At 66.9% G+C, this 16,894-nt stretch carries 18 protein-coding genes; 10 read left to right on the plus strand and 8 right to left on the minus strand.

Annotated features, from left to right (window positions below; translation table 11 throughout):
* Positions 1-67: 67 nt before the first annotated feature.
* From V0Z78_RS13765 to V0Z78_RS13785, 5 genes are all read left to right on the plus strand, one after another.
* A complete protein-coding gene (locus V0Z78_RS13765; RefSeq protein ID WP_336345248.1) occupies positions 68-1,810 on the plus strand; it encodes an aldehyde ferredoxin oxidoreductase family protein in 1,743 nt (580 codons plus the stop codon).
* Positions 1,807-2,523, plus strand: a complete 717-nt coding sequence (locus V0Z78_RS13770; protein WP_336345249.1) for a DUF7124 domain-containing protein — start codon at positions 1,807-1,809, stop codon at positions 2,521-2,523. Before V0Z78_RS13765 ends, V0Z78_RS13770 begins: the two co-directional genes overlap by 4 nt.
* Positions 2,524-2,723: 200 nt before the next feature.
* A complete protein-coding gene (locus tag V0Z78_RS13775; RefSeq protein ID WP_336345250.1) occupies positions 2,724-2,969 on the plus strand; it encodes a hypothetical protein in 246 nt (81 codons plus the stop codon).
* Positions 2,966-3,637 (plus strand): aspartate/glutamate racemase family protein, encoded by a 672-nt coding sequence (locus V0Z78_RS13780; protein ID WP_336345251.1) that lies wholly within the window; start codon positions 2,966-2,968, stop codon positions 3,635-3,637. Before V0Z78_RS13775 ends, V0Z78_RS13780 begins: the two co-directional genes overlap by 4 nt.
* Before the next feature lie 152 nt (positions 3,638-3,789).
* The gene (locus tag V0Z78_RS13785) at positions 3,790-4,296 is read left to right on the plus strand and encodes a GNAT family N-acetyltransferase (RefSeq protein WP_336345252.1); all 507 of its coding nucleotides are present in this window, start codon (positions 3,790-3,792) and stop codon (positions 4,294-4,296) included.
* Between the two features lie 130 nt (positions 4,297-4,426).
* Here V0Z78_RS13785 and V0Z78_RS13790 read toward each other — a convergent pair whose 3' ends face one another.
* Genes V0Z78_RS13790 through V0Z78_RS13810 form a run of 5 tightly spaced genes read right to left on the minus strand, consistent with a single transcriptional unit; the run spans position 4,427 to position 8,038 of the window.
* The gene (locus V0Z78_RS13790; protein WP_336345253.1) at positions 4,427-4,597 is read right to left on the minus strand and encodes a hypothetical protein; all 171 of its coding nucleotides are present in this window, start codon (positions 4,595-4,597) and stop codon (positions 4,427-4,429) included.
* Between the two features lie 32 nt (positions 4,598-4,629).
* Entirely contained in the window at positions 4,630-4,968 is a 339-nt protein-coding gene (locus tag V0Z78_RS13795; RefSeq protein ID WP_336345254.1) for a hypothetical protein, read from the minus strand.
* A complete protein-coding gene (locus V0Z78_RS13800) occupies positions 4,968-5,231 on the minus strand; it encodes a hypothetical protein (RefSeq protein ID WP_336345255.1) in 264 nt (87 codons plus the stop codon). The genes V0Z78_RS13795 and V0Z78_RS13800 overlap by 1 nt, the downstream gene beginning before the upstream one ends.
* A 40-nt stretch (positions 5,232-5,271) precedes the next feature.
* Positions 5,272-5,898, minus strand: coding sequence for a TorD/DmsD family molecular chaperone (locus V0Z78_RS13805; protein ID WP_336345256.1), 627 nt, complete (start codon positions 5,896-5,898; stop codon positions 5,272-5,274).
* 1 nt (position 5,899) lies between these two features.
* Positions 5,900-8,038, minus strand: a complete 2,139-nt coding sequence (locus tag V0Z78_RS13810; RefSeq protein ID WP_336345257.1) for a 4Fe-4S binding protein — start codon at positions 8,036-8,038, stop codon at positions 5,900-5,902.
* Positions 8,039-8,228: 190 nt separating this feature from the next.
* Here V0Z78_RS13810 and V0Z78_RS13815 point away from each other — a divergent pair, with 190 nt between their 5' ends.
* The 4 genes from V0Z78_RS13815 to V0Z78_RS13830 are packed head-to-tail and all read left to right on the plus strand — an operon-like array spanning position 8,229 to position 13,923.
* Complete coding sequence (locus V0Z78_RS13815) at positions 8,229-11,618, plus strand: molybdopterin oxidoreductase family protein (RefSeq protein ID WP_336345258.1); 3,390 nt, start codon at positions 8,229-8,231, stop codon at positions 11,616-11,618.
* Positions 11,619-12,293 carry a 4Fe-4S dicluster domain-containing protein gene (locus V0Z78_RS13820; RefSeq protein ID WP_409338743.1) on the plus strand — a complete coding sequence of 225 codons (675 nt, stop codon included), beginning with the start codon at positions 11,619-11,621 and terminating at the stop codon, positions 12,291-12,293.
* Positions 12,290-12,814: a hypothetical protein gene (locus V0Z78_RS13825; RefSeq protein ID WP_336345260.1), complete on the plus strand. Its 525-nt coding sequence runs from the start codon at positions 12,290-12,292 to the stop codon at positions 12,812-12,814. The genes V0Z78_RS13820 and V0Z78_RS13825 overlap by 4 nt, the downstream gene beginning before the upstream one ends.
* Entirely contained in the window at positions 12,811-13,923 is a 1,113-nt protein-coding gene (locus V0Z78_RS13830) for a cytochrome b/b6 domain-containing protein (RefSeq protein ID WP_336345261.1), read from the plus strand. Before V0Z78_RS13825 ends, V0Z78_RS13830 begins: the two co-directional genes overlap by 4 nt.
* Positions 13,924-14,095: 172 nt before the next feature.
* Here the strand turns inward: V0Z78_RS13830 and V0Z78_RS13835 are convergent, their stop codons facing one another.
* On the minus strand, positions 14,096-14,569 hold the full coding sequence (locus V0Z78_RS13835) for a DUF4112 domain-containing protein (RefSeq protein WP_336345262.1): 474 nt from the start codon (positions 14,567-14,569) through the stop codon (positions 14,096-14,098).
* Positions 14,570-14,697: 128 nt separating this feature from the next.
* Entirely contained in the window at positions 14,698-15,096 is a 399-nt protein-coding gene (locus tag V0Z78_RS13840) for a hypothetical protein (protein WP_336345263.1), read from the minus strand.
* 79 nt (positions 15,097-15,175) lie between these two features.
* Between V0Z78_RS13840 and V0Z78_RS13845 the strand changes: the two genes are divergently transcribed.
* Positions 15,176-15,355 (plus strand): hypothetical protein, encoded by a 180-nt coding sequence (locus tag V0Z78_RS13845; protein WP_336345264.1) that lies wholly within the window; start codon positions 15,176-15,178, stop codon positions 15,353-15,355.
* Positions 15,356-15,453: 98 nt separating this feature from the next.
* Here the strand turns inward: V0Z78_RS13845 and V0Z78_RS13850 are convergent, their stop codons facing one another.
* Positions 15,454-16,752, minus strand: a complete 1,299-nt coding sequence (locus V0Z78_RS13850) for an MBL fold metallo-hydrolase (RefSeq protein ID WP_336345880.1) — start codon at positions 16,750-16,752, stop codon at positions 15,454-15,456.
* Positions 16,753-16,894 lie beyond the last annotated feature (142 nt).

Consider the following 16,894-nt stretch of genomic DNA (forward strand, 5'->3'; position numbering starts at 1 on the left):
TACGGGTCGCCATAGCCCTTTCCCGGAGCAACGAGCTTATGACCGCTTCGGGCGTTACCTGTGACGAATGTCGAACCCGCCGGATCGCCTGCTTCGGGTCGATCTCACCCATCGGACGGTCACCACCGAACGCGTCCCCGAGCGATGGCTCCAGGAGTACGTCGGCGGGAAGGGGCTCGGCGCTCGCTACCTCTACGATGAGCTCGCACCCGGTACCGACCCGCTCGGACCCGAGAACGCCCTGCTGTTCATGATCGGGCCGCTCACCGGACGGGCGCCCGGCGAGCCGCGCTACGCCGCGATAACCAAGTCACCGCTGACGGGTGCCTTCCTCGACTCCTACAGCGGCGGCGAGTTCGCGGGGGCGCTTGCGGGTTCGCTCGGGAACTGCCTCGGAGTGATGATCACCGGGCGAGCCGTAGAGCCCCTCGCGCTCGTCGTCGAGGACGGCGAGGCGACGCTCGAACCCGCCGGCGAACTGTGGGGTGCGGACGCCGAGGCGACCGCGGAGACGCTCGAGGGTCGCGTCGCCTGTATCGGCCCTGCGGGCGAGAAGCGGGTGAGCTACGCGACCATCGCCGCCGACGGCGGCGACCACCACGCCGGCCGGGGAGGCGCGGGCGCGGTGATGGGATCGAAGCGGCTGAAGGCCGTCGTCGCCCGGGGCGACCCGCCCGAGGACTCCTCGGCACTGTACGAGACCTACGAACGGCAGTTCCTGGACGAGGGGACGGGCCGATGGCAGGCGACGAGCGAGACGCTCGAGTCGGTCGACTTCGCCGACGAGGTCGGGGCGCTCGCGACCCACGGCTGGCAGGAGAGCCGGTTCGAGGGAACGGACGGGATCGGCATCGAGGCCGCCCGCGACGCCGCGACGGGGCGGGAGCGAGACGGTCCCATCCCCGGCGGCTTCGAGGTCGACACCGACGAAGGCGAGAGCGTCCCCCGCGGGGCGGCGCCGATGACGCTCGGTGCGGGCCTCGGCATCGACGAGTTCGACGCGGTCGCGACGCTCGGCGCGCGCTGCGACAGGTTAGGAATCGACGTCATCTCGACGGGCAGCGCCGTCGCCTGGGCGATCCGCGCGAGCACCGACGGGCTGATCGACCGCGAGATCGAGTTCGGCGACGGGGCCGCCGCCGCCGATCTGGTGGAGGAGATCGCCGCCCGTTCGACGCCGCTGGGAGACGCGCTCGCCGACGGCGTCGAGCGAGCGGTCGAGGAGTTCGGCGGTGAGGACCTCATCCCCGCGGTGAAGGGGATGGCGCTCCCCTCCTACGACCCGCGGGGAGCGAGCGCGATGGCGCTCGCCTACGCCACGAGCGATCGGGGCGGCTGTCACCGCCGCGCCCGGCCCATCGAGAGCGAGGCGCTCTCGCCTGACTGGGACGACGCCGAGCGCGTCCGGCGCGTGATCGACGAGCAGGACCGCCGCTCGGTGCTCTGGAGCCTGATCGTCGACGACTTCGTCGGCGAGGGGTTCGCCGACCTGGGCGCGGCGTGGCTCTCGGAACTGGGCTACGATCACACCCCCGAGACGCTACGACGGACGGGCGAGCGGATCTGGACGCTCACCCGGCTGTTCAACGTCCGCGAGGGCCTCGAGCGCGAGGCGGACGCGGTGCCGACGCCGCTCACCGAGCCGGCCGTCGGCGGGCCGAACGACGGCCACGCGATCGACGCCGGGGAGTTCGAGGCGCTGCTCGATCGCTACTACGCCGCCCGCGGCTGGGACGAGCGGGGTCGGCCCACGCGTGAGACGCTCGATCGACTGGGGCTGGACGACCTGAACGAGGGTTCGAAACGATGACCGACAGCATCGACCTCGACGAGATCGAGACCGAGACGGACGAGGCCTCGGAGGGACCCGACCCGAACCGCGGCGACTGGTTCTGGCGCGGTAAGGGGGAGCCGGAGGACGAGACTCCAACGGCCGGGACCGACGCCGATTCGGGGCCGGCCGCCGACTCGACCGACGACGGAAGCGGCTCCGAGACGCCGACCGGCCCCGGAGCGGCGACGCCGCACGTTCCCCGCGAGAACCGGAACAGGCCCGTCGGCATGCCGACCGACCAGGGCGGGGCGGGGGGAACCTCCGCACGGCAGGCGGCCGAGGACGAGCGAAACGACGGGGGCGTCCCCGAGGAGGCCTCGGGTCCCCACGGTGGGGGTGCCGACGAGATGACGATGGCGTTCACCTACCGAGCGGCGAAACGCCTCGCTGATCCGGGGTTCGTCTTCGCGAGCGCGGCGTGGGCCGACTGGGTCGGCCTCGTCGGCGAGGCCGACGCGCACGTCCTCAACAAGTTCCAGCGCGAGAACGGGATCGACGCCGACTTCTTCAACGGCTCGGGCACCGGCCCCGCCGAACGCCTGGCGGAGATCACCGAGATGTCGATGTTCTTCGCCGAACGGATGGTCCTCGTCGGCACGGCCGAGGAGGAGTGGATCGCGGAGGAGGCGGGCTGGGAGTTCGTCCCGGTGGAGACCGCGGCGGAGAAGGCCGGCTGGGAGCTCGAGTAAGCGCCCCGCCACGCCGGAGGCCGTTCCGACGAACCCACGAGACGGCGCATGATCGACCGTGATAAATACCTCCTGCTATGGAAGCGCGAACGTTAATATCAGATTAGTCACCCGCCTCTGGACATGGGTAGGGACGTGGGAGTCAACAGTTGGAGAGGCCTCGAACCCCGACGACCGGCGATACGCTCGGTGAGAACCCGATGAGCGACACGGATCCCGATTCCAACTGGAACGTACCTGACGGCGGCGGTCGTATCGAGGTGGCGGAAACCACGTCCAACCGTCGGCGTGGTTCGTCGCACTCCTTCACCGATCCGGAGCTCCAGCGGATCGGCGATACGTCGCTGGTCCCGCACCCCACCGCCGAGACGACGGGGATCGTGTCGTCGCCGTCGTTCAGGACGGATCCGAACGGTACTTCCATCAGGTCGAGGGCTGGTAGATGACGCTCGGCGTCCTGGGCGGCGTCGGTCCCGCCGCGACGGTGAACTTCCTGGAGACGCTGATAGCGATCACGCCGGCGCGCAGGGACCAGGACCACATCGAAACGATCGTCTACAACGATCCGACCGTCCCCGACAGGACGGACGCGATCCGCGGCGAAGACGACGTACGAGAGCATCTGGTCTCGAACGCGGAGGCGTTGGACCGGATGGGCGTCGAGTACGTCGTGATCGCGAGCAACCTCACGCACTACTGGTTCGAGGACGTCGCGAATGCTGTGGATGCGGAGATGATCCACATGATACGGGCGGTGTGTGAGGAGATCGGCGAGCGGGAGTACGATCGCGTCGGACTGCTGACCACGACGACCGCGCGCGATATCGGACTGTACGAACGGTTTCTCGACGACGCCGAACCCGTCTATCCCGACGAGATGGATACCCTGATGGAAGCGATCTATCGGTACAAAGCCGGCCACAAGGCGGATGCACGGCGTCGAGTCGACGACACCGTCCGCGACCTGTCGGCGGAGGTAGATGCCCTCGTGTTGGGGTGTACCGAGTTCTCCGCGATGGAGTGGACGGAGGTCGGTCCGACGATCGACCCCGTCGAGGTCGTCGCGGGCGAATGCGTGGCGGAACTGTACTCGGGGGAAACGCTCGGTGACTGAGTCACCAGGGACTGCTGGCTACGTTCGAGACGTCTCTCGCGTTCCGTCCATCGACTGCCGGCCACATTGGATCACGGCGGCATACGATCCCGAACGGCCCCTTCGTATACACGGACGCGAAGACCTTTCCGAAAGTACGACGGTGCCCTTCTATGGAAACGAGCCCCCTTCGGAAGGACGAGATCGAACCCTTCGTCGACGAGTTGTGGCTCCCCGCTCGGCGTGAAATGACGACGATGCGGGAGTACGCGATCGCGGACGATATCCGCCAGAAAGGACTGACCCACCATCGTTCCCGGCTCTCCGACGACGATCTCATCACGTATCTCGCTCGTCGCGAACGGCAGTTTCTCGGATACGTGACCGCGGAAGTCCGGACTCCGACGCCGTTCTTCCAACAGGTACGGGAGTGCCACATCACCGAGATATTCGTCCGGAAGGACGCCCGTCGGCGAGGGGTCGCGGCAGCACTGCTCGATACGGCCGAGGACTGGGGGCGTGCCAAGGACTGCGAACACCTCGATCTCTACGTCGATCGGGAAAACACGGCCGCGAAAACGCTCTATGAAGAGGAGGGATACGCCGTCGAGCGATACACGATGAAGAAACGATTGGAGGGCGAAACCAGCGACGAATCGGACAACGAGACGGTACGGTGAGTGCCGCGAAGCGCCTCGCGGCTCCGGAATTCGTCTTCCCGGGTGGCGTAGGCCGACCGGACCGCCGAGGAAGCGAATCGGGAGTTCGTGCCCGTCGAGATCGCGGGCGAGAAGTCGGCTGAGGATCCGATTAGTCGTCGCCGTCGTTTCGGTCCTCGTCGTCGAGGTCGAACGAGACCTCGCCGTCGACCTCGCCGTCGTTGATCTCGTGGGGACCGGTGTGTGACCAGGTCTCGTGGCCGTCGATCGTCTCGATGGCCGGCTCGGGTCTCCAGTCGGTCTGCTTCTTCTCGTGTGTCATAGGGTAACGATGCGGCTCGAACGGCTTATACCCTACCCTTCGGTGCGGTCGTCGTCCAGGAACACCCGCGCGAACAGGTCGACGTAGAGCGCGAGGACGCCCTCGGGACCGATCCCCACTCGTTCGGCTTGTTCGTCGAGAAACGCCGCGAGCTCGGCGCTCGGCTCGTATCGGATCGTCCCGTCCTCGACGTCGAACTCGACGTCGGTGTGGCCGCCGACGAGATGTTCGATCTCGAGCAGCGCCTGTTCGGCCTTCACGCTCATCGCCTCCTCGTCGTCCATCATCCGGCGGTCGCCCCACTCGGCGGCGGCCGTCCTGAACCGGTCGCTCGCCTCGATCGAGATCGAGGCGTCGTGTTCCTCACCCATCAGCGCCGTTCGGGCGGGAAGCTCTCGGGTGCGGGGTCCGATTCGGCGAGTTCGGCGTACAGATAGACGAGCAGGACGCCGAGAACGAGCAGTACGATCAGCCCCATCAGTCCGCTGACGCCCGAGGGGCCGACCCAGTCGGTGGCCAGTATCGAGTCCATGCTACCGAAGACGCTGGCGGCGGTCACCGCGAGCCAGGCGCCGAATAGCAGGGACGCGATGGTGAGCACCGGGTTGTGCTCGATCGCGGTCTTGAGTGCCATGCTCGAACGTGGGTGTGTGTCACGATAAAAGCGTTGCGCCTCACGCCATCTGGCCGGCGAGTTCGTCCTCGAACTCGACGACGCCCGAGAGGAGGTGACCGACCGCCTCGTAGAACGCGCTGTCGGCGTACTCGACGACGTCCGCGGCGCAGTCGTCGATCCAGCGGGTCAGGTGCTCCTCGAGAAAGACCCGTTCGTAGCCGAACGCCTCCTCGGCGCCGGTTCGCTGGCGTTCGATCTGCCTGCGAAGGAAGGCGAGCTCGACGGCGACGTAATCGGCCTCCTCGGGGTAGCTCTCGGGAGGCTTCCAGCCCGCCGCGCCGTAGCTCGACTCGACCATCGCCTTCCCCTTCCCGAGGTAGTCCATGTCCTCCCGGTAGTAGCTCTCGTGGGCGGTGACGGGCGGGCGTGGTCCGACGAATATCCGGGTGTACTCGCGGTTGAGTTCGGTCTGGACCTCCTCGATCGGTCGGCCCTCGTTCGCGTCGATGAACGCCCGCAGCCGCTCGAAGCCCGCGTCGAGGTCGTCGTCGATTCCCTCCGTCGGGAAGCGGATCTCGCCCGAGAGCAGCGACTCGACGAACTCCTCGGTCGGCGGGTTCCAGAGCGCCTCGATCAGGAAGTCGACCAGTTCGAGCCGCGCGGCGTAGATCGCGTCGTCGTCCATCTCAGTTGCCTCGGTCGTAGACCAGGAACGCCCGGCAGTCCGGACAGTAGTTGAAGACGCTCTCCTCCGCGTTCGGCGCCAGCCCCGCGACGAGGTCGCCGACCTCCTCCTCGATCTTCGCGGCCGAACGCTCGCTCGTGAACGGATCCCCACACCGGGCGCACTCGAGCATCTCGCCTTCGAACGTCTGGACCCAGGCGGGATCGCCGTCCGCGTTCTCCGTATCGGTCTCCGAGCGGTTCTCCGGGAGCAGCGAGAGGTCCAGCCCGTCGTGCATGGTGATCGCGCTCTCGGGACAGCCCTCCTCGCAGAGCCCGCAGTTGACGCACTTCTCGTGGTTGAACTCCAGTCCCCACTCCGTCCGGCGGATGGCGTCGGTCGGACAGAGGTTCGAACACGTCGGTGTGAGCGTGCAGGCGTCGTTCACCTCCATCCGGCCGAAGTCCTTCAGCCCGCGGATCACCTCGCGTTCGGGATCCGCGTGTTCGAGAACGGCGCGGACGCTCTCGAGCGTCCAGCCGTGGTTGTAGAACTCGGGGTTCTCGTGGTCGCTGTGGAGCAGGGTGCCGTCCGCGCGGTGCTCGCCCTCCGGAACGGGCGAGGGATCGAGGGACTCCTCGAACGCCGCGAGCGAATCGGCGAACGCCTCGGGATCGTCGGCCTCGGGCGCGAAGAAGCCAACGCGCTCGCCCAGCCCCAGATCCCGCGTTGCCCGGTTGAGCCGCTCGACCAGTTCCTCCTTCGGATCGGCCCCCGAGTGGCGACAGTCACACCCGCATCCGAGGATCGCGACGCCCGCCGCGCCGCAGGCCAGCGCGTGGGCGACGTGTGACTCTCCCACCGTATCCGCGCAGTTCACGCCCACGGGGAGGATCGGTGGGTACTCGATCCCCCCGCCCGCGGCGGCTCGCCGGCCGTACTCGCTCAGCGCGTCGTCGGCACGCTCGCCGCAGACGAACGCGACGATGGGGGTCTCGATGCCCGAGGAACCCCGTGAGAGCCAGCCGCCCTGATCCGCGCCGGTCGAGAGCAGTGCCTCGACCTCGCGAGCGATCCGCTCGTTCGAGGGCTCGCGCAGGCTCACCGCGCCCGTCGGACAGGAACTGGTACAGGCGCCGCAGTTCTGACACGCGATCGGATCGATTTCGACCTCGTCGGGACGGGGCTTCGCGACCGCGTCGTGGGGGCAGGCGTCGTAGCAGGCCCGACAGCCCTCCTGGTTCGATTCCCCCGAAGCGCAGACGTCCATCTCGAAGTCGAGGAACTCGGGCTTCCGGATCCCGCCCAACAGGCTCTCGACGGCGGCCACCGTCTCCGGGCCCGCGTTGGTGTAGTAGCCGATCCGTCCACCGCGGGCCTTCGGCTTCGCGCCGGGGTAGACCACCTGATCGACCTCGAGCTCCCGGGTGACGCCGTCCATCTCGATGGCGTCGGTCGGACAGACGTCGGTCCACTCGCCGTCGGGCGCCTCGGGTGCGATGTCGACCGGCCGCCGGGTGACCATTCCGTCGGGACCCTCGTGGACGCACTTCATACAGGAGATGCAGTCCTCGGTGACGCGTGCTTCAAGCCGGACGGAGAACTCGCCGAACTCCCCCGTGACGTCGGATACCCGGCCGCGCTCGATCGTCACGTCGTCGAGACCGTCGGTGCCGGCGAACTCCTTTCCGTCGGCGATCAGCGTCACCTCGGCGTCCCCCGAGAGGGTCGCGGCCGCCTCGGCGTCGCCGACGACCGCGACGCGCTCGCCGGCCTCTCGAGAGATCGAGCGGCTGATCGCTTCCTCCTCGAGGCCGGCGTAGCGCGCGTTGACCAGCCGCGCCGTCTTGTCGGTCGCCTCCTTCTCGGAATGGACCCAGCCCGCCCCCTCTCGCTGGTCGACGAAGGAGACCATCTCGGGATGGAGGCCGTGTTCCTCCGCGACGCCCCCCAGCTTCTCCTGGACGCCGGGTTCGGGACAGGTGATCAGGAGCTCGTCGAGCTCGTACTCCTCGATCACCTGCTCCATCGCCGGAAGCCCGTCCCCACACAACAGCTCGGAACTGGCGGCGATGTCGACCTCCTCGATCCCCTCGCGGGCGGCCTCGAGGTCGATGTCGCAGGTGCCAGCACACGAGCAGACGAACGCGCCGGTTTTCATTAGACGGTGGGTAGTGAAGGGTGGGGAAAGGTCTTGCGACCGGGCGAGAAACACGACGCCCTTCCCGGGTTCTATTCCAAGCGCAACACTAATACGCGTCTACTCAATAGCCGTAAACCATGAAGGGGACTATCACGGATAATTCACGGCGTCGGGCCGTGAACTGCTCGGATCGGAGTGGTGGGGGAACATGAGTGCCGAACCGGTCACGCTGGACCTCGATCGGCGATCGTTCCTCAAGGCCAGCGCGCTCGCGGGTGCGGTCGCGCTCGGCGGCGCTGGCGCGGGCCAGGCCCTCGCACAGGACGAGGAGGAGGAGAAGCCGGGGACGAGGCCCGACGCCGAGATGTCGAAGACGATCTGTAACTACTGTGCGGTCGGCTGTGGCTTCCGCGGCGTCAAGGAGGGCAATTCGTTCGTCGCGATGGAGCCGTGGTTCGAGAACCCGATCAACAACGGCTCGCTCTGCTCGAAGGGAGCGGGGATCCTCGAGACCGAACACTCCGACCGGCGCCTGAAACGCCCGATGCGTCGGATCGACGGCGAGTGGCAGTCGATCTCGTGGAACGAGGCCTACGACATCATCGAGGAGAAGTACGCCGAGATCCTCGAGGAGTACAGCCCCGAGAGCGTCATGATGATGGGCAGCGCCCACCACGCGAACGAGGAGGCCTACGCCTTCCGAAAGCTGGCGGCGTTCATGGGGACGAACAACTGCGACCACCAGGCGCGGATCTGTCACTCGCCCACCGTCACCGGACTGGCGAACACGTGGGGCTACGGGGCGATGACCAACACGATCAACGACTACCGGAACTTCGATCTCCTGCTCATCATCGGGCAGAACCCCACCGAGTCCCACCCGATCGCGATGCAGCACATCCTCGAGGGACAGGCCCGAGGGGGCACGATCGTCTCCATCGATCCCCGGTACACGAAAACCTCGGCACACGCGGACCACTACCACCGCCTCCGGCCGGGCACCGACGTGGCGCTGCTGATGGGGCTGATGCGCTACCTCCAGCAGCAGAACGAACTCGACCAGGAAATGCTCTCGGGCCGGGTCAACGGCTGGCCCGACGTCGAGACCGAACTCGAACACTACGACCTCGAAACGGTCGCCGACATCACCTGGATCGACGTCGAGGACCTCGAGGCGATCGGCGACCTGATGATCGAGAACAAGCCCAACATCCAGATCGAGTGGGCGATGGGCGGCACCCAGCACAACAACGGCACCCAGAACATCCGGTCGTACGCGCTGACCTCGCTGGCTGCGGGAAGCGCCGCTCGAAGCGGCGGCGGCCTGCAGGTGATGCGCGGACACGCGAACGTCCAGGGCGCAACCGACCTCGGGGTCGACGCCACGATCCTGCCGGGCTACTACTCGGTGTCGGCGCCCGGCTCGTGGGTCCACTGGACGAACGTCTGGGACCAGAGCCCGTGGACCAGCGGCTCGACGGACTTCTGGGACCTCTACGAGCGCTTCGCGCTGATGCCGAACGACATGTGGCAACAGATGACCGAGGGCGACGAGGCGGCCGCGGCGGGGGAGGCAGAGGAGGAGGAGGAGAGCGAGGGCGAGGACGACGTGGCCGAGGACGTCGAGGAGGCCGAGGACACCGGGTCGGGTCCCGAGCAGGACTCACCGACCGAGGCCGGCGACCAGTCGGGCGACCCCGCCGACCAGGGCGGCTCCGGCGACGTCGACAACCCCGATCAGGACACCACCCAGCAGGCCGAACGCCGGATCGAGGACCGTTCGATGATGTTCCAGGACGGGCTCACCGTCGCCCGCTGGTACGAGGCCGCCCTCCAGCAGGAGGATCGACTCCACGAGTCGAACCTCTACCAGCCCGACCCGCTGAAGATGACGTTCATCTGGGGCCACTCGGTCAACTCCATCACCGAGATGGACAAGATGAAGAAGGCGATGGAGGCGCTCGAGCTTCTCGTGGTGGTCGACGTGTTCCCCTCGATTGCGGGAACGCTCGCCGACGCCGACGCCGACAACATTCTGTTGCTCCCGGCGTCGAGCCAGTACGAGCACCACCGCTCGGTGACCAACTCGCATCGCTCGGTCCAGTGGAGCGAGCCCGTCTCGCCGCCGGCCCACGACTCCAAGCCGGACCTCCAGATCATGCAGGAGCTGGCCGCGCGCTTCGGGTTCGGACAGCACTTCGACTGGGGGAGCGGCGAGGAGCTGTACAACGGCAAGAGCACCTACGAGGCCGTTCTCCGGGAGATCAACCTCGGGGTGCGAACGGTCGGCTACCAGCAGAACCCCGCACGCCTCCAGCGACAGAAGGAGTACGACGGGGACTTCAGCACCGAGACGCTGCGGGCCGACAGCGAGGGAACGCCGGTCAGCGGCGAGTTCTGGGGGCTGCCGTGGCCCTGCTGGGGCGACGAGCACCCCGGCACGCCGATCATCTGGCGTGATGACATCCACCCCGCCCAGGGCGGCCACGACTTTCGGGCGAACTGGGGTATCACCGCTCCCAGTCCCCAGGAGTGGCAGCAGACGAACGTCGACAAGGAGTACCCGCTCACGGAGACGGTCGCCCAGGAGGGTGAGGCGGGCCTCGACATGCTCCGGGATGCCTATCAACCCGACTGGTACGACGGCGAGATCGAGGGCGTCCCCCAGTACCCGGGCTTCACGACGGTCCTTCCCGAGGATCCGTCTGACGCCTCGTCGATGACGCTCCCGATGGAGTACGCGCTCCGCGACGACACGTCGGTCTACGACTGTGCGGCCGCGTTGAACGAACAGCGCGGTCACCAGCACGATCTCCAGTTCTACGAGCAGTTCGACAACCCCCAGCCGGACCCGCCGACAGGACGCGGTCGGGCGCGGGGGGTCGCGTGGAACTTCATCGATACGGTGCCGAAACACCGCGAGCCGATCGAGAGCCCGCGGCCCGACCTGGCCGAGCAGTGGCCCGCGAACGGGGAGCAGACGAACTTCTTCCGTCTCGACCAGAACAACGCCGTCACCCAACAGGAGGCGACCCAGCGCGCCTACGACGAGGGGATGAACACGATCCTCACCACGGGTCGACAGGTCGAACACCAGGGCGGCGGCGCGGAGACCCGGAACAACGAACTCACCGCGGACATCCAGCCCCACATGTACGCCGAGATCCATCCCGACATGGCGGAGGAGCTCGATATCACCGGGGGCGACGACCACGTCATCCTCACCTCCCAGGACAAGGGCTCGATCCTGGTGAAGGCGAAGGTGACCTACCGGCCACAGGGTTCCGACGAGGTCTTCTGTCCGTATCACTGGGGCGGGGTCCGCCACGGCCAGGAGTTCACCGACAACTACCCCGAGGGGACCAAGCCGCTCGCGATCGGCGAGAGCGCGAACTTCATCACCTCGAGCGGGTTCGACGCCGAGACCCAGATGCAGGAGACCAAGGCGGGGATGGTTCGCGTCGAGAAGGCGACCGAGGAACGCATGGAGGAACTGAACATGGAGTTCATCGACTACCCACAGGACGAGCACGGCCTCGGCGGGTCTGTCGAGTGGGACGTCCGCGATTACGACATGCAAGCAACGGGGGACGACTGAATGTCAACGAACGACCCTACAGAAGCGAAACTCAGCAACGGCGTAATGAGCGTCGGCGACGGGACGCGGATCTTCCCCGACGTCGAGGCGTGTATCGACTGTGGCGGCTGCGTGGTCGCCTGTAAACGAACCTGGGACGTCCCCGTCGACGAACAGCGCATCGACATCACGACGATGCTCGAGGGCCACGAGGCCGACGAGGGGTACAACGGCAAGCAGGTCCAGGCGATCGAGGACGGGAAGAACCCCGGCGAGACCAGCCTCCCGATGCAGTGTTATCACTGCGATAACGCCCCCTGTGTGTCGGTCTGTCCGACCAACGCGCTGCAGAAACGTGACGACCGGTTCGTCGAGGTCGTCGACGACCTCTGCATCGGCTGTCAGTACTGTCTGTCGGGCTGTCCGTTCGGCGCGCCGCAGTATCCCGACTCCGACGACGGCGTCCCCTCGATCGTCGGCTCGGGCGGAACGATGGACAAGTGTACCGGCTGTCAAGAGCGCCAGGAGGCGGGTCAGGGGCCCGCTTGCGCCGAGGAGTGTGCGACCAACGCCATCCTCGTCGGTTCGACCGGTGAGATCGCCGACGAACTCGAGAAACGCGGCAGCGGCTCCTTCTTCAACGACACCGCCCTGGAGGTCATCTTCGGGGAAGAAGCGGACATGATGAAACGATGAGTTCCGATTCCACATCCGATCCCGACGGCGAGACCGAGGTGGCGGCCGCCGAGGACCCGCAGGAACCGACCGAGAACCGTCGCGGGCTCTCGGATCGAACGGCGTTTTGGACCAGCCTGCTGCTCTCGATCGTGATCGCGGTCGGGTCGATCTGGGTGGTCGGCCGACTGGGCGACTTCTTCGAGGCACTCCAACGCGTGCGCCCGACCATCGAGGGCGGCGGCGTCGGCGCGGAGTGGGTTCGGGGCAACACGTTGCCCGCCCTCGAGTGGCTGATCACGCTCGTTCACTTCGCGGACGTGATCATGGGCGTGTTCATCCTCGTGATGGTGTTCATCCACTGGATCGCGTTCCGCCGGCTCGCGGCGCGGATGCGCCCGCCGGACGCGCCACGACGGAGCAGCGACGCCGTCGCCACCGACGGCGGTGAGCGGTCCTTCGGATCGCAAACGGTAGAGAACGAGCGAGACCAGCCGGCCGAGGACGAACCCGCAGGTCGACGTGGAGGTGACTCGGCGTGACCAACCTCGACCACGGCAAGTTCTCCCGCGTCACCACGATGTTCCACTCGCTGCTGGCGCTGACGGTGTTCGTCCTGTTCTTCACGGGCTACTCCGTCGCCTTCAACAGCGAGCTCTGGTGGCTCGTCGAGCTCATGGGCGGCAACCAGGGGGTGCTCGCGATTCACCGGATCGCCGGCTTCGCGCTCATCCTGCTGACAAGCTTCTGGGTGCTGTATATGCTGCTCCGGATGGGCGGCTCGGCGAGCTTCGCGGCGGTGTTGCCCAACCCGGACGACATCGCCGCCTTCGTTCAGGACGTGAAGTTCGCGTTCGGGATGGCCGACGAGCGCCACCCAAACGCACGCCAGTTCGCGGGCTACTCCGCCGAGGAGATCCCGATGCTCTCGTACATCGGGAAGGGCGTCGTCGCCATCTTCACCGTCGAGCTGTTGCTGTTGATGATATCGGGGCTGTTGATCTGGCAGAAGACGATGCTGATCGACTTCTACAACTCCCAGTCGGTCGTCATCGCGTTCGTCGGCTTCCACGGGCTGCTCGGCGTCATCATGATGATGGGGGTGATGTTCCACACGTTCGAACACACTGCCCATCCCGCGTTCTACCCCGTCGAGATGAAGGCGTTCCTCCCGAAGAAGGACACCCCCGAGTACCACGGCGACGAGGAGACGTCCTCCGTGACGGGCATCGAGCAGCTCCGTCTCAAATCGAGCTGGGGCTGGGCGACGAACCTGCTCGGCGCGCTCGTGATCATCGGCGTCGTGAGCGTCCTGATCGCCAGCATGGACTACGGCGGTTATCCGATCCCGGAGACGCTCGTCTTCGGCGAAGGGAGCGTGCTTCGTACCATCGGCGTGAACATCGGGATCCTCGTGCTGTTCATCGGGCTGTTCCTCTCGATGTACGGTAACGTTCTCCGGGCGCGCTACATGCGCCAGCGCCGCGAGGGGCGGAGCCGGAGCGCCACCGTGACCGACGGCGGTGAGCGAAGCGAGGGGTCGCGATCCTCGTCGGACCGATGGTCCGACGGCGGTGAGCCGAGCGGTGCGAGGCGAACGTCGGAAGACGAGGGGAGCGATTCATCCGGAAGCGAGCGGGCCGACGACTGACCGCTCCCGGTACCACTCCCTCGTCGAACGAAACCCTCGAAGAAGACCTGCGTTCTCCCCTCTCTCGGCGACGCGACCGTCCGCCGGATCGATGCTTCAGAAACGGTGCGCTCCGAGCGCTACGGAACGAGAGTCCGAGCGGCGGCTACGATCGAGCGGTGATGGACGGGCGTTACGCGTCGAGCTCCCGCTTGAGCATTTCGACGTTCCACTTGTTCGCCTTCCACGCCGCGTCGAACACCGTCCCGATCACGGGGATCGATCCGACGACGGCGTCGACGGCGACCAGGCCGACCATGAGTGCGAGCTTCGATTTCGATACTCCCACCCGTGCCGCCTCTCCGATGATGTAGAGCGAGATCAGCGTCGCGATGGCGTCCCCACCCACGGGGACGATCCCGAGAATGGGGTCGAGACCGATACGGTAGTCCGTCCCCGGCACCGGCACCGCGTCGTCGAGCGCGTCGCCCAGCCACTCGATGCGCTCGAGCGTCGCCTCGACGTCTCCGGAGAGGGGGACGTCCTCGAGGCTCCAGTCGAACTCCCCGGTCTCGTCGCCGTTCCAGTCGAGTTCCCCGGTCTCGTCGTCGTCCCAGTCGGTTCCCGCATCCTCCTCCCAATCGTCTCCTCCATCATTGCTCGCCATGTCCTCTCTAGTTGTAGGACGGGTAAAGACGCTGGCCCCGCACTCGCAAGTCAGTCCGCCGGGCCGTCCCGTCGGCGTTCTCGCCTCCGTCTCGTCCCGGCGCTCTACGGCTCCGTGAGTCCGATCGGCTATCCGACCAGTTCCGTCGACTCCTCCGAGAGTTCGACCATCACGTCCTGTCGGGATTGGGCGTCGATCTGGTCGAGGTTGCGGGTCAGGACCTCGAGAATGTCCTTCGGTTCGGGGTAGACCAGCATGTTCCCGTTCCCGTCCTCCATCACGAGCTGGGTGTCGGAGAGGTTCACCCGGTTGCCCTCGATGCTCGCGACGATCGCGGGAAGCGCCTCGGCGCCGCCGGTGTCGCCCTCCTCGACCATCGTGATGTACAGTGAGTCCATCCCGATGAGGTCCTTGTACTCGCGGACGCGCTTCGCACACTCGACCATGTCACGAGTTACCTCGGTCTTCGACGGATTGCCGTGCTCGCCGTTGAAACAGTGTTTGCACACCCGGAGCTCCATTCGCATGTCCCGGGCTTGCCGCCGGGCGTGCATTACGGTTGCGCCTTCCGAAACCCTTAGTTGGATGCCTCGTGATACCGCGCGTATGGCAGGGATCCTCAACATGGTCTACGTCGCGCTCGTCTTCCTCGTGGCGGTCGGCGGGCTGCTCGCGCTCGCCTACACGACGCGGGAGTTCCGGAGCGACCGGGGGTTCGCCGTCGACCTCGCGCTGACGGTGCTGGTCGCGGCGCTCATCGTCGGGCTGGCACTCACGGTAGTATGACCGTCTCGCCGAGTTCGAGCGTTCACGCGTCGTAGCCGTCCCCGCGAAGCTCCGACGCGAACGGACCAGGAACGAAGAGCAGACGCACCGAGACGCGGCTACCGCGTTTCGACGTCGGTCCCGACCGAGACGGCCGATCCGAGCTCCGGTGCGCTCGCATCGAAGCCGACACCACGGAGATCCGTCGCGAACCGCTCACAGCGGTCTCCGTGATTGACGAGCAGCTTCGCGTCCCGGTACGGTTCGAGGAACTCCAGCAATCCCCTCCGATCCGCGTGCGCCGAGAAGTCGTAGGACTCGATCCGCGCGCTCACCGGCATGACCCGTCCGTCGATCTCGGCCCGTCCGGTCTCGAGCAGTTCGCGTCCGGGCGTCCCCGCCACCTGATAGCCGGTGAACGCCAGCGTGTTCGTCGGGTTCCGACGGATCTCGGGGACGTACGTCATCGCCGGTCCGCCGGTGAGCATCCCGCTCGTGGTGACGATCGCCGCCCGCTGGCCGGCGATCCGCCGACGTTGGCCGTCGCGACCGGTAACGAACCGCGCGTGGGAGGTCGCCCGCCGAAGCGCCTCGGCGTCGCGGACGAACTCCGGGTACGTCCGGAGCATCTCGGTCACCCCCTTGCCCATCCCGTCGACGTAGCATGGAAGGTCGTGGGTCTCACAGATCAGCAGCATCTCCTGGGTACGCCCGATCGCGAACGCCGGCACCACCACGGTGCCGCCCTCGTGAAGCGTCGTCTCGACGCTGCGGGCGAAGCGTTCCTCCACGGCCGCCCGGTCGTCGTGTTGCACGTCGGCGTACGTACTCTCACAGATCACGACGTCGGCGTCGGGACGGGCGGTCGTTCCCGGGACTAATCGTTGAGAATCGGTGTGGAAGTCACCGGTGTAGAGTAGCCGGACGTCGCCGTCGTCCACCAGGACGTGCGCGCTGCCGGGGATGTGGCCGGCGTCGAACAGCGTCACCTCGTAGCCGGCGGCCTCGAACGTCTCGCGGTAGCCATGGGTCTCCGAGACCTGCGACAGCCGCGCGACGTCGGTCTCGGTGAACGGACACCGGTAGGAGCCGCCGTGGAGCTTCAGCGTGTCACGCGCGAGCGTTCTGGTGAGCTCTCTCGTCGGTGGCGTCCAGTGTACCGTCGGCCGGGAGTCGCCAGAGAGCAGGGCGGGCACCGCGCCGGCGTGATCGAGGTGGCCGTGCGAGACGACGACCGCCTCCGGCTCCGGGTTTCCGAGAGGGAGGCGCGGCGGGTTGTCGGTGCTCATCCCGAAGTCGATGAGGAGCGACCCGTCGCCGTCGGACCGCGTCCGATCGCCGGCGGGGCCTCGTCCCTCGCCCACGAGGAGCGCGCTGCGACCGATCTCGCCGGCACCGCCGAGGAACTCGATCTCCATCGACGAGGGGTAGTCGCCGGACGGGTTTGTGCGCGTTGATCCGCCCGTCTCGCTCGGGACGTCCGGCAGGATCCGCATCGGGCGTAAATTGTACGATAACCATAGACATCATTTAATATGTGGAATAGCGTAAGAGTACTGT

Source organism: Halalkalicoccus sp. CG83 (assembly GCF_037081715.1).
In the GTDB taxonomy this organism is placed as follows: Archaea; Halobacteriota; Halobacteria; order Halobacteriales; family Halalkalicoccaceae; genus Halalkalicoccus; species Halalkalicoccus ordinarius.

Coding starts and splice junctions, on each gene's coding strand:
- V0Z78_RS13845 (WP_336345264.1), top strand. CDS start 15,176: ATGGCAGGGATCCTCAACATGGTCTACGTCGCGCTCGTCTTCCTCGTG.
- V0Z78_RS13790 (WP_336345253.1), bottom strand. CDS start 4,597: ATGACACACGAGAAGAAGCAGACCGACTGGAGACCCGAGCCGGCCATC.
- V0Z78_RS13765 (WP_336345248.1), top strand. CDS start 68: ATGTCGAACCCGCCGGATCGCCTGCTTCGGGTCGATCTCACCCATCGG.
- V0Z78_RS13775 (WP_336345250.1), top strand. CDS start 2,724: ATGAGCGACACGGATCCCGATTCCAACTGGAACGTACCTGACGGCGGC.
- V0Z78_RS13835 (WP_336345262.1), bottom strand. CDS start 14,569: ATGGCGAGCAATGATGGAGGAGACGATTGGGAGGAGGATGCGGGAACC.
- V0Z78_RS13820 (WP_409338743.1), top strand. CDS start 11,619: ATGTCAACGAACGACCCTACAGAAGCGAAACTCAGCAACGGCGTAATG.
- V0Z78_RS13825 (WP_336345260.1), top strand. CDS start 12,290: ATGAGTTCCGATTCCACATCCGATCCCGACGGCGAGACCGAGGTGGCG.
- V0Z78_RS13785 (WP_336345252.1), top strand. CDS start 3,790: ATGGAAACGAGCCCCCTTCGGAAGGACGAGATCGAACCCTTCGTCGAC.
- V0Z78_RS13795 (WP_336345254.1), bottom strand. CDS start 4,968: ATGGGTGAGGAACACGACGCCTCGATCTCGATCGAGGCGAGCGACCGG.
- V0Z78_RS13815 (WP_336345258.1), top strand. CDS start 8,229: ATGAGTGCCGAACCGGTCACGCTGGACCTCGATCGGCGATCGTTCCTC.
- V0Z78_RS13805 (WP_336345256.1), bottom strand. CDS start 5,898: ATGGACGACGACGCGATCTACGCCGCGCGGCTCGAACTGGTCGACTTC.
- V0Z78_RS13800 (WP_336345255.1), bottom strand. CDS start 5,231: ATGGCACTCAAGACCGCGATCGAGCACAACCCGGTGCTCACCATCGCG.
- V0Z78_RS13810 (WP_336345257.1), bottom strand. CDS start 8,038: ATGAAAACCGGCGCGTTCGTCTGCTCGTGTGCTGGCACCTGCGACATC.
- V0Z78_RS13780 (WP_336345251.1), top strand. CDS start 2,966: ATGACGCTCGGCGTCCTGGGCGGCGTCGGTCCCGCCGCGACGGTGAAC.
- V0Z78_RS13840 (WP_336345263.1), bottom strand. CDS start 15,096: ATGCGAATGGAGCTCCGGGTGTGCAAACACTGTTTCAACGGCGAGCAC.
- V0Z78_RS13770 (WP_336345249.1), top strand. CDS start 1,807: ATGACCGACAGCATCGACCTCGACGAGATCGAGACCGAGACGGACGAG.
- V0Z78_RS13850 (WP_336345880.1), bottom strand. CDS start 16,752: ATGGAGATCGAGTTCCTCGGCGGTGCCGGCGAGATCGGTCGCAGCGCG.